The sequence below is a fragment of the Calothrix sp. NIES-3974 genome (assembly GCF_002368395.1).
Lineage (GTDB): Bacteria > Cyanobacteriota > Cyanobacteriia > Cyanobacteriales > Nostocaceae > NIES-3974.
Map to the genome: position 1 here is coordinate 1,912,849 of NZ_AP018254.1, position 13,826 is coordinate 1,926,674.

Genomic DNA, 13,826 nt, shown 5'->3' on the forward strand with positions numbered 1-13,826 from the left:
TCAATAAACTTCCCGATAGTGCTTGGTGAGGATATGACCAACAATGTTAAAAATCAATGTCATTAATAGCAAAGTGAGACCAACCGCGAAGATGGTTTGATACTCCAAACTGCCATAGGGAATATCACCCTTACTTACGGAAACGATATAGGCAGTCATGGTTTGGGCTGGGTCCATCGGATTAAAGGTAAAATTCGGTTGACCACCAGCCGCGATCGCTACTACCATTGTCTCACCAATGGCGCGGGAAATTCCCAAAATATAGGCTGCTGATATCCCGGAAATTGCCGATGGTAGAATCACGTTAATTGCTGTTTGGAAACGGGTTGCACCGGTTGCATAGGAACCTTCCCGTAAATAATCGGGAACGGAGCGCATGGCATCTTCACTGAGGGAGCTAATATAGGGAATAATCATAATTCCCATCACCACCCCCGCGCTTAACATGTTGGAGAAGGGCAAATTGGGTAAGATTACCTGCAACAATGGAGTGACAAACAGTAAAGCAAAGTAACCGTATACAACGGTAGGAACACCAGCTAGCAATTCTAAAGCTGGTTTCACTATCTCCCTGACTGTAACTGGAGCAAATTCACTTAAGTAAATAGCTGTGATCGTTCCGAAAGGAATAGCGACACACAAAGCCACAAAGGTAGTCACCAAGGTAGCAGAAATCAGGGTCATAACCCCAAAGTGTTTATCATCAAACAGGGGTGTCCACTGGGTATCTGTGAAAAACTGCCAAATGGTGACTTCATCGGCATGTTGGTAAAAAAATTGGAAAGTTTCGTAAACTAAGATCGAGAGAATTCCAAGCGTAATTGCTACGGATGAAAAAGCCGCGAGAAACAAAATGGACTCAATTACTTTTTCCCGTATATCCCGCAAAGCCTTGGGAGACAGTGCGCTTGTCTGAGGTTGTCTTACAGATGTTCTAGCCACTATTCTTCCTTAAAATGATGCGAATAGTTAGTATTTGCTGCTTGTTGACATTTAACCGTTAACTAACTGAACGGTTAACTGCAACCAGGTATAAACAGAATAATTTAATTTGCTGCCATTCCCTAAATCCACACCTAATTCTGTATTTTGAGCAAGTAAGCAATGAGCGTTGAGTTGCAGGTTGATTTCCATACCACTCCCTACTCCCCACTCCTTGCTCTCTGAAAGTTTGAGGAATTTGCCCCAAATCCGCGTAATCTGCCTCAAAAGGTTGGGGGTCAGAACATTTTCCCTATACTTTCCGTAAAATCCCAAATCCCTAGAAATTTTTCCCCTGGAGTTATTCTCTTCTTGGACGGAACCCCCCTCTTTCCTGTATGTACAAGAAAAAAGGGGGGTAGCCGTAATTTGTTAGCGACCGATAGCCGAGGTAAAATGCACCCATTACATTTAGTTGAGAAATTTCATCCAGAAAGGAAAAACAATAGCCGTTGGTCTTGCTTAGTTACAATGACTATCTAGGTCTAGCTAGCAACTCTTGGAGGGTGATACCGATTTTCTCCTTACCACCAAGTACAGAACCTGTTTGGTTGGAGTTGAAACGGTTTAGAACTGTCGCGTAAGCAGGACCAGGAAGGGATACGGTCTTAGCTCTTCTATTAATGGCCACACCGTTTCTCAGGTAGTGGGTAACGAACTGGCGTACAGCAGGGTTTTGAGCCGATTTGGCGTTAACGTAGATAAAGACAGGACGGGAGAGGGGAGTATATTTACCACTTCTGATGGTTTGCTCAGAAGGTGCGACACCGTTGACAGATGCAGCAGTCAACTTTGTTCTGTTCTCTACAAAGTAAGAGAAACCAAAGTAACCTAAACCACCGCGATCGCGAGTAACGCCATTAACTAAAACGTTGTCATCTTCAGAAGCTGTATAGTCACCACGACTTGCTTTTGCCTTACCGTTAATTGCCTCGGTAAAGTAATCAAAGGTTCCAGAAGCGGTTCCAGGTCCAAATAGTCTCAGAGGAACATTGGGGAAACCAGCACGAACTTGGCTCCAGTTGGTGATTTTACCTTGAGCTGCGGGTTCCCAGATTCTTCTGAGTTCAGCAGTCGTCAAGTTTCTAGCCCAGGTGTTTTGAGGATTAATTACAACCGTCAAACCGTCATAACCAACGGGTAGTTCGATATAATTGATACCAGCTTTTTTGCACTCGTCAATTTCTTTTTGGAGGATAGGACGAGAAGCGTTGGAGATATCGGTTTCCCCACGGCAGAATTTCCGGAAACCACCACCAGTACCGGAAACACCTACAGTAACACGAATCTTACCACCGGTCTCTTTGGTAAAGCTTTCTGCTGCGGCTTCGGTGATGGGGAACACGGTGCTGGAACCGTCTACCTTAACAACGCTTTGTGACATCGCAGCAGGAATGGCGATGGAGATGCTAGCTGCAACTGCGGCAACTGTACCTAATACTTTTACTTTCAAACTGTTCACAAGGATACTCCTAGTTGAGACTTTTCGTTTCCGCGCAATCACACCACCCCTAGAATCTCCGTATTTGGTTAAGAATTAATTATTTTTTTAACTAACATACTTAAACTTTTCACTAAAAAATGCCTATAATTATGGTTAAGCACAGGTTAAGCTGTGCGTTAGCCTGATTTTCCAATTTTTCTCAAAAAATGCAATAAAACCTGGTTGTTTTCACTTTATATATCCGTTAATTTGTTACTGCGTGACGACAATTTGACTGGAAATTGTCGCTAGATTTACTAATTAATTTATCTTTACACAGATAGATTAATTGGTAAGTAATGATTATCAGATGAAATGTGATATCGATGACAGGATTAAGTCTGTCTCGACACAATTCATGTGGCTGTCTTCAAAACAAATCGCAGTTGCTTAGATTATTTTCATGTTTCACAGCCAAAATGAACAATTTAAAAATTGCTTTAAAAGTTGAAAATTTAAATGTTTTCTACGGAGAAAGGCAAATTCTCCGGAATGTTTCCCTCGATTTTTATGAAAACCAAGTTACTGCCATATTTGGATATGCCAATTCGGGTAAATCAACTTTGTTAAAAGCTTTGAATCGATTGATTGAGTTAGAAATTTCCGTAAGGTATGAGGGGAAAATAGAATTTTTTGGGCAAAATATTTTAACCAGAAGAACAAATTTAAATCGTTTACGCCGACAGATTGGTATGATTTTCCCGACACCAAATACGTTCCCGATGAGTATTTACGATAATGTGGTGTATGGAGTCAAATTAATCGGTTGGTATCCCAAACAAGAATTAAATTTAATTGTGGAAGTGGCTTTACGTCGGGTGGGATTGTGGGATGAAGTCAAGCACAAATTACATCAACCCGCCAATGATTTATCCCTGCTACAGCAGCAATTACTATGTATTGCTAGGGCTTTGGCTTTACAACCGAAGGTTCTAATTATGGATGAGCCTTGTATGAGTATTGGTATGCTCAAAAGCATCCGTATTGAGGAACTGATTCATTCCCTACGTCAGGATTTAACTATTGTTGTCGCCACCCAAAATCCCCAATTCGCATTACGGGTGTCCGATTTTATTGCTGTCATGGGTGTGGAAAATAATATTGGTGAGTTAGCCGAATTTAATTCCACGGTTCAATTTATCCAGAAGGGTTTAGAAACCAAGAAAGATGAGCAAACCCATAGCTTGTATAATTTGCCAGTTTACAATCGGAAGTTTTAGGTGACAATACAGGATGCAGTTCAAAAACAGCAACACATCCATGTTTGTAGAGACGTAATAATCCAAGTTGCTAGTTATAAAAGAATGTCGATTTTTAAGTACAAAATCTAAAATTTTCGTGTCTCAAAATACAGGAAAGCGGATATTATGTATCATTATTATACATTTAGAGGCACTAACTAGCAACTTACGTTAATATATTACGTCTCTACAGACAAAATTCATCTGTCCCATTCTTTATCTCGTCCCTATGCTCCGCGTGGGGACGCATTCCACGAGGGCTACTACCTCTAAATTCTTCAACCCAACCTACCCAATAATCAGGCTTTTAAGTCTAACTGAACTGTATTGATATATAGAGACGTAATATATTACGTCTCTACAGACAAAATTCATCTGTCCCATTCTTTTTTTAAATTGGCATTATTTACCAACACCAGCTAGGGGAAAAATAATTTCCTCCAGGGTGCGAACCAACTCCTGTTCATTATAGGGTTTAGAAAAATAAGCCCTAGCACCCAATTGCATAGCTAGCTGTCGGTGCTTATCGCTACTGCGGGAAGTCAACATGGCAACAGGTATATCCCGTAGATCCGTATTCGCTTTTACCCGTCCTAAAAATCCGTAACCGTCCACCCTTGGCATTTCAATATCGCAAATCACAGCTTGGACTTGCAAACCATTTTGCAACTTTTCAATGGCATCCTGTCCATCTTTGGCTTGTTCCACTAGATAACCTGCCTTTTCCAAGGTTAGCGCAAGGAAGCGTCGCACGTTAATCGAGTCATCGACAATGAGAATAGTACCTTTTTGGTTTTTAGGTGTTTCCTTGGTTTGATTGGGAATTGCACCGAGGAAAGCGTGTTGTAACTTGGCGGATGGTAGCTGTTGATTGCGGGGAGTACGGTCCTGGGTGGCGATCGCATACAACAATTCAGTCGCGTTCACCAAGGGGACAACCCGACCATCACCAAGGATTGTGCAGTTGTTGAATCCAGGGGGAAGGCTAATATTTCCTTCCACAACCCTCACCGCAACTTCCTGTTCACCCCAGGTTCGATCGACAAGTAAACCCACAGGTTGATTATTGTTGTAGATTAATAGTACAGATTCGGCATTAATCGCTGCCGAGGTTTCCAGGTTGGGGTTGTCGTAACGGGGACAGTTAAATTCTAAGTATTTGTGCAAACGAATTAGGGGAATAGTAGTTCCTTGCCAAGGTATTACCTCACCGCTACCCATTGGTACAACTTGGTCTGGTTGTAATAAAAATATCTCCGATATCACATCGGTGGGTAAAGCGAGTAGCATCATATTGCTTTCTACTAGTAATACCCGTGCAACCGAGAGGGTAAAGGGTACGGAAAGGGTGAAAGTTGTTCCCTTTCCAGGAACGGTTTCCACTTTGATATCCCCGCGGATATTTTTCAGGTTATTACGCACCACATCCATCCCCACACCCCGTCCCGATAGGGAAGTTACTTGTTCGGAGGTGGTAAATCCCGGTTCAAAAATTAATGATAATAATTCATCATCAGTCGCTTGAGCAAGAAGGGACGCATCTAAACCCATTTTGAGAGCGCGATCGCGAATTTTGTCCAGGGAAATACCTCGACCATCGTCCCGTACACGAATAACGGTACGGTTTCCTTGGTGTGATGCTTTGATTTCAATTAATCCCTGTTCGGGTTTACCGAGACGACGACGTGTTTGCGGGTCTTCAATTCCGTGGTCAAAGGCATTCCGCAACAAATGCATTAATGGATCATTCAAGGCTTCCAGAATGTTACGTTCAATTAAAATAGAACTGCCTTCCACCTGAAGTTGCACCGATTTGCCGTACTCAACCCCCAAATCTCGCAAAGCGCGGGGGAAGCGATCCACCACATCGGAAAGGGGACGCATCCGCACCTGGGTTAATTTGCGTTGGATTTGTTTGGAGGTTTTATTTAATTTGCGAGCAATATTATCGGTATCATCTAAACTTAATTGAATATCGGTGGTCACTTCCTGCACCTGGACAATCGTTTCCATCACTTCCTGGGACAGCAGGTTCAAATCGTTATATCGATCCATTTCCAAACTGTCAAAGCCGTGGGAACCAGTTTCTGCATGAAAGTCACTAAACAATGCACCACTACCCGGATTGATTTCCGATAATTCCGTTTGGAAGGAGATGGCTTGGGTAGCAATTCTATCGTAGCTGGTGCGTAACTGTTGATTTTCCCGTTCCAGGGTTTGCACCCGATTACTTAAATTGCGGATCAGTTTGCGCATCCTTTCCAGCTGCAAGTTTAAGCCGTTGCGCTGAACAATTAACTCCCCAAATAAGTCATTAATTTGTTCCAATTGCCGACTAGACACCCGCACCGTATTTTCCGAGGTTTCCCGTTCCTTGATGGGTTGACTGGATTGATAGGATAAATCGCTGACAGGGGTATACTCTGCACTGGCAATATTATCAACCGTAGGTAGGGATGCAGCTACCAACTCCTGGGGAACCACTTCCTCCACAACCGTGGATTCCTCTAACTGGGTATCCGAGACCTCCCCAACTGGTGCTGTACTCAATTCCGGATTGGCAAAACTTTCCGTAGATATGGCTTCGACGGTAAATTCCGGTAATTCCACCTGGAACTCTGTTGTTTCCTCCTGTTCGGCAAAGGCTGCTTCTAAAGCGGCAAAGTCAGTGGAAATCAAATCCGGATCAAACCAAGACTGATTTTCTGCGATCGCAGGTGACTCCTCAACAAACACACTGTCCGGGAAATTACTGGTAGTCAGATGTTCCGAATTATCCCTCACCTGGGGTAAAGATGACCCTTGCCAATCCAAATCACGGGGTATTTGATCCAGTTGATTCGTTAACACCAAGGCCTGTACCCGTCGCCAAGTATCCAACGCAACACGAGCTAATTCCTCAACTTGACTTGCCTCCACCACCTCCAAATAACGCGTCACCGCCCCACACAACTCGGTAAACGCCTCTAATTGCAACATTTCCCCCAATCCACCCAACTCAGCGGCCATAATCGCCACTTCTTCCTTCAAGCAGGGCTGTTGAGTATCATTCAGCACAGATTCCAGACGTTGCAGACACCCTTCCACCTCCGTTTCAAACAACAGGGGAATAATATCCTGCTCATCCTCTGGAGATAACAACGTCGAAGCATCTTCAGGGGTCGGGTCGCCAAGTTGAGTGTGTAACTCGCTAAAAATCGGATGGCATTGCTGTTCTAGCCATTCGGGACTAGGTTCATAACCTTGAGCGTGCAATTCGACAATTTGCCGCAGACAATCAACCCCAGATAGGAGTAAACTCTGTACCGGAGCATCAATGGCATGACGCTTGGTTTTTAACACTTTGAAGGAATCTTCCAAACGGTGGGCTAAGTCACTCAACGTCCGAAAACCCATCATCCCCGCTCCACCCTTAATCGAGTGAGCAGCACGCATCGCCCCATTAATTTTTTCCGCCTCAATCCGACCCGTGTTATCAATCCCTAACAACACCCTTTCCAACGTATCAATATAATCCGTTGCTTCCTCCAGAAATTGCATCTGGATTTCATACTCTTTATCCTGTGCCATGCCCTATTCCCTAGTCTCTAGTCGTTGATTAAATTAGTTAGGGTTCACTTGTACCATTTCGTCATCATCAAAATCTTGTTCTTGTTATTGATGATTTTGCTAATTGGTATTCTTTTGTTGTAGCCTAACTAACAGCGAACCACACAATTCTTTAGATGGGGGAGCGAGGTTAACAGTTGACAGTCAACAGTCAACAGATTTCCTTCCCATCTCAAATTAATCCACTTTAAACGTACCGACCGTATCCTGTAGTTGGCGAGAAATTTCCACAGTTTGCTGCAATGATTCTGACACCTGCCGGGATGAATAGCTAGTGTGTTGGGAAACCGCAGCGATTTGCTCCATTAACTGACTCACCTGATGGGATGTTTCTAACTGGGAGGAGGTGGCCATCGAAATTGATTGGATTAATACATCCAATTGTCGGGATACGTCCAAAATTTGATTCAAACTTTGTTTCGCATCCTCCACCACACGGGTTCCTTCCACCACCTGGCTAGTACCTTGCTCCATCGCTTGTACCACCTCGCTGGTTTCCCGTTGAATATTTTCCACGATTTGTTCAATTTCCTTGGTAGCAGCTGCCGAGCGAGCTGCCAATTCTCCCACTTCTTCGGCTACCACCACAAATCCCTGGGCTTCCTCTCCTGCACGTGCAGCCTCAATCCCCGCGTTAATCGCGAGGAGGTTGGTCTGCATGGAAATCTGGTTAATTAATGCCACAACCCGGGAAATTTGCTGGGTAGATTCACCTAACCGTTTCACCTTCTTCGCCGTTTCGCCGACGGTTTCCCGCATACTGAGAATGCTTTTTACGGTGCGTTCCATCGCCGTACCACTATTGGTAGCAGTATTACGAGCCTCATTGGCAACAGCTGCCGCTTTTTGAGCGCTCATTGCCACCGTTTGCATCGAACGGGTCATATTATCAACCGCATCCAGGGTACGATTAATTTCTTCTGCTTGATTCAAAGCTTCAATCGCCAACCGGTCGATCGCACTGGAATTATCGGCAATGGATGCATTGACCTGGGTAGCCGTTTGTTTTACCTGGGTGACAATTCCCCGCAAACTTTCAACGATGGAGTTAAAAAAGTCGGCAACCGTACCGATTTCTCCGGTAGTCACATCTGCCCTCACCGTTAAATCCCCACTGGCTGCACCTTCAACTTCACTCAATAACTCCAACAGCTGCATTTGTAATGCTTCTTTTTGTTGCCGTTCCGACATCGAACTGGCTTCAGCCATCCTGCGACCCTGTTCGATTTCCTCCAGTAGGGATCCGTGTTCCAAGGCAAAACCCATTTGGGTGGATATTTGCCGGAAAAACTCAATATCCGCAGGTTGCCATACCCGGGGAGAATCACAGTGGTGGGCGATCAATAAACCAATTAGTTGCTCATTAGTGACAATTGGTGCAATTAAATTGGCTTTAACTGCAAATTTTTCCAACATTTGCACATAGCAAGTTGCATTTTGGAGGCTGGTGTCTTGGTAAATATTACTAATCGCCCGAATTCTGCCGTCTTTATAGGTTTCCACATGGCGTTCTCGAAAACAAGGGTCATCGATGTGTACCCCCGTCATTTTCGGGAAACCAGCAGCCACGGATTCCGCAACCACCACCCCATCCCAAGTTTCAGGATTAAATTTGTAAAAAATCACCCGGTCTGTTTTCAAGCCTTGACGAATTTCCCTGACTGCGGTCTTGAGGATTTCCTCTGTTTCCAGGGTGCGTCGCATTTTTAAAGTGATGTCGGTGAGATTTTTAGCCCGTTCGGTGTCAATTTCTTGTTTTTTAATCAGGGCTTGTAACTGTTCCGCCATCTGATTAATGTTTGTCCCCAAGTCACCCAGTTCGTCGTCACTTTGAACTTGCATCCGGGTGCTTAAATCCCCCCGTCCAATCCGTTCTACAGTTTCGGTGGCATTTAAAAGCGGATCGGTGGCACGTTTTGCTAACCAATAGGCAATCATCCCTACCACCCCAGCAATTATCGCTGTACCGAATAGGGTGGCTAGAGCCAATTGATTACGGGCTTCAAAGGCAGTTGCAGCATCATTTGCTACTAGTACAGCCCACTGTAAACTGGGTAAACCAGGTAAATCGCTGGGGGTAGGTGCGTAGCTGAATAGTTTCTCTTGGTTATTAATCTTGCCAATAAAGGTGGTGCTTTCAGGATTTGCTTGTGTTTGGAGATTGGAAAACTCCGCTTTGATTTCCCGACCAACCTTGTTGGTAATACTGCTGACAAAAATCTTACCGGAGGCATCACCGAGAAAATATTCTTCCTTTTGATCGTCATGTTGGGAATGGAGTTTGAGTAGGCTCTCAACGGATGTAACAGGCATTCGCGCGCGAATAACTCCTACTAACTGACCGGAAATGGTATCCTGAACTGGAGCCACCATAAAGATACTGAGTTTGCCGTTGTACTTTGATATCCGTGGCTGAGTAATTAAGGGTTTTTGGTCTTGCAACACCTTCTGAAAATAATCAGATTCTCGGTGATTACTAATTGCTGCTTCTCCAGGTTTCGGCGTGGATTGGGCAATTACATCCCCATTTAGGTCAAAAACGGCAATATTGTCATACACCTTATAGATATCGACATATTTGTCGAGAACCGCTTGTTTTTCCGCCTGTGTACCAAAATCACGAATCCGTCGATTGGCAAAGATGGGTAAACTAGCCATGACTTGGATATCACCATAGCGCTCAAACATGAAGCGATTAATCTTATCAGCCAACTCTTCCGTATGGGAAGCCTGAATTCTGGTGACTTTATCTGTAATACTTCTACTGGCGATCGCATTGGCAACCACACCCAGGGCTAAAACGGGAATTGTGCTAATAGCGATCGCCATAATTGTGGCTTTGGTACGGATTTTCATCCGTTTGAAACCGTTTGATACCACTTGCAAAGGTGATGTCCGGGTTGCCAAAGGGGATGACTCCGAAGCTAATACCAAGCTAGTATTGTGTTTGTCTGGTGGTATGGCTGGCTGTAAAGCTTGTTGCTGTTTTTCTTTCGTGTCAGCCGCGTCTGTTTTATTAAACATAAATTAATTGCCCTGTTTTGGGAAAGAGAACACAACGCCGTTTTTGGTAGTAAAAACACCCTGAATTTGGATTTGAGATTTTGGATTACCCTTATGGGTACGCGCAGCAATGGGAGGGGAGCAATCGTAACAGGAAGCAGAACTCTGGTATCAGGCAACATCCATGACCGTGACTTCCTCTCCGCTACGTGTCTATGGGTTTTGGATTACTTTGAGGTAAATTCGGTAGAAATAATACGGAACTATCCTACGAGAAGATAAATTCACCTCAGATCCTGACCTCTAGTACAGACGACCCCACGGGTCGTCTCCCCGACTTCCTCACAAAAAATGTATTAATTTTGACGCAGAACCGAGGAGTGGACAATGGCATGGGCATCTAAAGCCAGCAAAATTTCATTGTCGTGGTTAATACATCCCCTCAGATAGGGAACAAGACTACTGGCCACCTGACCAATGGGGGAATGAATTTCCTCTACGAGAAATTTCGTAGTGCCAATAATGTCATCGACTACTAAACCCAATAAAGTTGTATCTACGCGCACAATGACCACGCTGTACTGGCGTAAACGTGTTTCTAGGGATTCGATATTCAATAGTTGGGGCAAATCAATTGCCCAAATAATTCGACTTCGCCAGTTCATTAACCCTAAAACACAAGCAGGCATTCCCGGCATTGCTGTGACTGATTCGACGGGAATCACGATTGCTTCTTGGGTATGGCGCATTGACAAAACGGCTGGGGTATGCTTATTAAGCATAAATTTGAGATAGCCATCGGTGGTATTGGCCAGATTTGCCTGGTTGGCGATCGCTAGTTGGGATTTGTTCATAGATTCACACCGCTACAGATTTGATCGCCCGGACTAGTTGTTCACGGGTATAGGGTTTTGTAACATAGGCATCCGCTCCTTGACGCATTGCCCATAGCCGATCGATTTCCTGATTTTTGGAACTACAAATCACTATTGGCAATTTCTGGGTGTTTGGGTTACGCTTGAGGGCACGACACAGTTCAAACCCACTCATCCCTGGCATTACCACGTCGGTAATTACCACATCGGGCTGTTCCTGGGCAGCTTTTTCCAGAGCCTCTTTCCCCGCCATTGCTTGAATCACGTTATACCCGCTTTCTTGCAGATAATGACTCATTAATTCCAATTCGCTGGGAGAGTCTTCGACAATCAATACGGTTCCTGTTAATGTGATGCTCACGTCAATTCTCCTGATCAAACGATGAGAAAATTAGCTTTTTATTTCCTGTCAATTCAGATGCTTATAGACGATTTTAAGTAAATCTGCCTGGGTAAATGGCTTGGTTAAGTAGCCCGATGCACGCACCATTTTCGCCTTGGCTCGGTCAATAAAGCCGGTGCGTCCAGTTACCATGACAATTGGTGTATCTTTAAACATTGAATGTCGCCGCAACAATGAACACAATTCATATCCGTCGAGATTCGGCATCTCTACGTCTAATAAAATTAAATTGGGTTTGCTCCGGAGAATTTGCATTAACGCCTTAACCGGGTCATTAATTTTCACCACGGCAAATACTGATTCATCTAAAAAATGTTGAATCGAGTTCAAAACCGTTGGACTATCGTCAATGCAAGCAATTACATAATGCTTCTTGCTGACTACTTTCTCCCCTGCGACTTCTCCCCCATTACCTTCATCCCCTAGACTTGCTTCATGGGACTTTTCGAGCAGATGCATTGATTCCTGTTGTGCTGTGGTTGGGTTACTATCCCGCTCAAACACCTGCACCATACTGCTTTCTCGTCGATTTCCCCCCTGTTCCGTGGTTTGATAATATTGCGATCGCAACTGCTGCTGACAATATTCCACTAACACCCGCATATCTAAATGACAAAACTTGGGCATTTCGTCCAAACTCGTTTCCCGACTAAAATCGTAATTTCCCTCCTTTAATCGCAAAAACGATACTAATACCTCCTTCGCCATCTCTTCGATTAATTCACCAGCCTGTCCAGAACTGATATAGTTACGATTAACTAACCAGCAAATAGCTTGATAGTCAGCTTGAGTACTGGCAAAATCATCATGTTTGGCTTCAAAAATGACCCGCATTTGCGCTCGAATCGACTGATTTAAGCCCTCAACTCGACGTTCCAATCGTTCTAAATGTCCATCTAGCCAATCAAAAAGCTGATCCGAATAGGAGGCATAAACCAGTTTTCCCTCCTGTAAATAGAGAGACCAGTAAATCGAACCCGTCGAAACTCTTAGCCGACCAGTCGCACGCCTTCCTGTCAACTGGGCTAGTAATGATAGGGGATGGATTTTTTGCAGAATTTTATAGCTACCTAGAGGAGTTGTACTCATTATTGCTGTTACCTCGACTCAATCGGCGACCTAGGGAACTTTGGTGATGCAGACCCTAATTTCAAGTTCGCGATTCCCAGACTGTTGTATTATATGCTACTTAGTTCAAGAAAGCATTCAAACAGCGAAACCCAACGGCAGCAATTACTTTTTTCTCTTAAAAGCAGTTAAAACATCAAGATGAAAATGCCAGTAAGTATTGATATATACTAAGACTACCAAAAATGTTTAGTTGACATATTCGGTGAAATGTAAAGAGTCGGTAAAATCATTTTTTTCAGTAAACTAACAATCATTTGTTTGTTTTTTGACTAGTTATTTGCAAAGTAATACCTTTTTCTGTTCAGTATTCATACTTAAGTATAGTATGAATCAATGGTACAAGATAAATTTACAATAATTTTCGATGTACGATAAATATTAAAATAAATATTTATACAATCACTGAAAACATTGTCAACACTGGTTTGACCAATTATTCCTAATCCTGTGCAGAGTCAGGAGATGCTCTACGAGTTAAAAAGGAGACAAAATAACCCGTAAATAAATTCTGCCCCATCCGGAACAAAGTCATGGGGGTTGGAATTTAAACTAGCTTTACATAACCAAGGAAATATCGGTGGATATTTATATTTATCTTGAATATTATGCTAATAATTGAGCAAATATATAGTTTAAGTTTATACAAATCAACCTGATGACACTGACAGCACACCCATTGTTGTTGGTGTTCTTGGGTAAATACTTTAAGGTCTGCGGAAAAATTCTTTTCGTGAGGGTAGGGAATAGGGAGTAGCCTAGATTTAATGCTGACAACAGAATCAATATTGATTTTTATTGATTTTTACCACTCCCAACTCACTATTTCCTACAGCCTCTTGTGATACGGATTCAATCTCGCAGAAAAATAGCTCGATTCTGAATAGAACCGAGCTGTATACGAATATGCATCTAATCAGGGTATTGTAAGCGACCCACGGCTAAAAACCTGTAAGCTCTAGCCCAGTTGAAAATGAAATGATGCGGATGAAAGGACTTGAACCTTCACGTCTTACGACACTAGAACCTAAATCTAGCGCGTCTGCCAATTCCGCCACATCCGCAAAACCTACCACATTATACCATACAGAATTTAATTTCGT

The 13,826-nt window shown here is 43.5% G+C and carries 9 protein-coding genes and 1 tRNA gene; 1 reads left to right on the top strand and 9 read right to left on the bottom strand.

Going from position 1 to position 13,826, the window contains the following annotated elements; all coding sequences use genetic code 11:
- The 3 genes from pstC to CDC37_RS07465 all read right to left on the bottom strand — a co-directional run bounded on the left by pstC (position 1) and on the right by CDC37_RS07465 (position 2,449).
- Positions 1 to 942, bottom strand: a complete 942-nt coding sequence (pstC, locus tag CDC37_RS07460) for a phosphate ABC transporter permease subunit PstC (protein ID WP_172892766.1) — start codon at positions 940 to 942, stop codon at positions 1 to 3.
- Between the two features lie 51 nt (positions 943 to 993).
- Positions 994 to 1,134: a hypothetical protein gene (locus CDC37_RS24070; RefSeq protein ID WP_157780674.1), complete on the bottom strand. Its 141-nt coding sequence runs from the start codon at positions 1,132 to 1,134 to the stop codon at positions 994 to 996.
- 322 nt (positions 1,135 to 1,456) lie between these two features.
- Entirely contained in the window at positions 1,457 to 2,449 is a 993-nt protein-coding gene (locus tag CDC37_RS07465; RefSeq protein ID WP_442861086.1) for a PstS family phosphate ABC transporter substrate-binding protein, read from the bottom strand.
- 434 nt (positions 2,450 to 2,883) lie between these two features.
- On the opposite strand from CDC37_RS07465, the gene CDC37_RS07470 reads away from it, so the two are divergent.
- A complete protein-coding gene (locus CDC37_RS07470; protein WP_096621192.1) occupies positions 2,884 to 3,684 on the top strand; it encodes a phosphate ABC transporter ATP-binding protein in 801 nt (266 codons plus the stop codon).
- A 423-nt stretch (positions 3,685 to 4,107) separates the two neighbouring features.
- On the opposite strand, the gene CDC37_RS07475 is transcribed toward CDC37_RS07470, so the two are convergent.
- The 6 genes from CDC37_RS07475 to CDC37_RS07500 form a co-directional block, all read right to left on the bottom strand.
- Positions 4,108 to 7,275: a hybrid sensor histidine kinase/response regulator gene (locus tag CDC37_RS07475; RefSeq protein ID WP_096621193.1), complete on the bottom strand. Its 3,168-nt coding sequence runs from the start codon at positions 7,273 to 7,275 to the stop codon at positions 4,108 to 4,110.
- A gap of 216 nt (positions 7,276 to 7,491) precedes the next feature.
- Positions 7,492 to 10,338, bottom strand: a complete 2,847-nt coding sequence (locus tag CDC37_RS07480) for a methyl-accepting chemotaxis protein (protein WP_096621194.1) — start codon at positions 10,336 to 10,338, stop codon at positions 7,492 to 7,494.
- Between the two features lie 335 nt (positions 10,339 to 10,673).
- Positions 10,674 to 11,171 carry a chemotaxis protein CheW gene (locus tag CDC37_RS07485; protein WP_096621195.1) on the bottom strand — a complete coding sequence of 166 codons (498 nt, stop codon included), beginning with the start codon at positions 11,169 to 11,171 and terminating at the stop codon, positions 10,674 to 10,676.
- Positions 11,172 to 11,175: 4 nt separating this feature from the next.
- The gene (locus tag CDC37_RS07490; protein ID WP_096621196.1) at positions 11,176 to 11,553 is read right to left on the bottom strand and encodes a response regulator; all 378 of its coding nucleotides are present in this window, start codon (positions 11,551 to 11,553) and stop codon (positions 11,176 to 11,178) included.
- Between the two features lie 48 nt (positions 11,554 to 11,601).
- On the bottom strand, positions 11,602 to 12,684 hold the full coding sequence (locus tag CDC37_RS07495) for a response regulator (RefSeq protein ID WP_096621197.1): 1,083 nt from the start codon (positions 12,682 to 12,684) through the stop codon (positions 11,602 to 11,604).
- A 1,021-nt stretch (positions 12,685 to 13,705) separates the two neighbouring features.
- Positions 13,706 to 13,787 (bottom strand) — tRNA-Leu (locus tag CDC37_RS07500).
- Between the last annotated feature and the right edge of the window lie 39 nt (positions 13,788 to 13,826).

Excerpts from the sequence above, each read along its gene's own strand:
- CDC37_RS07475 (WP_096621193.1), bottom strand. The coding sequence starts at position 7,275 with ATGGCACAGGATAAAGAGTATGAAATCCAGATGCAATTTCTGGAGGAA.
- CDC37_RS07495 (WP_096621197.1), bottom strand. The coding sequence starts at position 12,684 with ATGAGTACAACTCCTCTAGGTAGCTATAAAATTCTGCAAAAAATCCAT.
- CDC37_RS07480 (WP_096621194.1), bottom strand. The coding sequence starts at position 10,338 with ATGTTTAATAAAACAGACGCGGCTGACACGAAAGAAAAACAGCAACAA.
- CDC37_RS24070 (WP_157780674.1), bottom strand. The coding sequence starts at position 1,134 with ATGGAAATCAACCTGCAACTCAACGCTCATTGCTTACTTGCTCAAAAT.
- CDC37_RS07470 (WP_096621192.1), top strand. The coding sequence starts at position 2,884 with ATGAACAATTTAAAAATTGCTTTAAAAGTTGAAAATTTAAATGTTTTC.
- CDC37_RS07485 (WP_096621195.1), bottom strand. The coding sequence starts at position 11,171 with ATGAACAAATCCCAACTAGCGATCGCCAACCAGGCAAATCTGGCCAAT.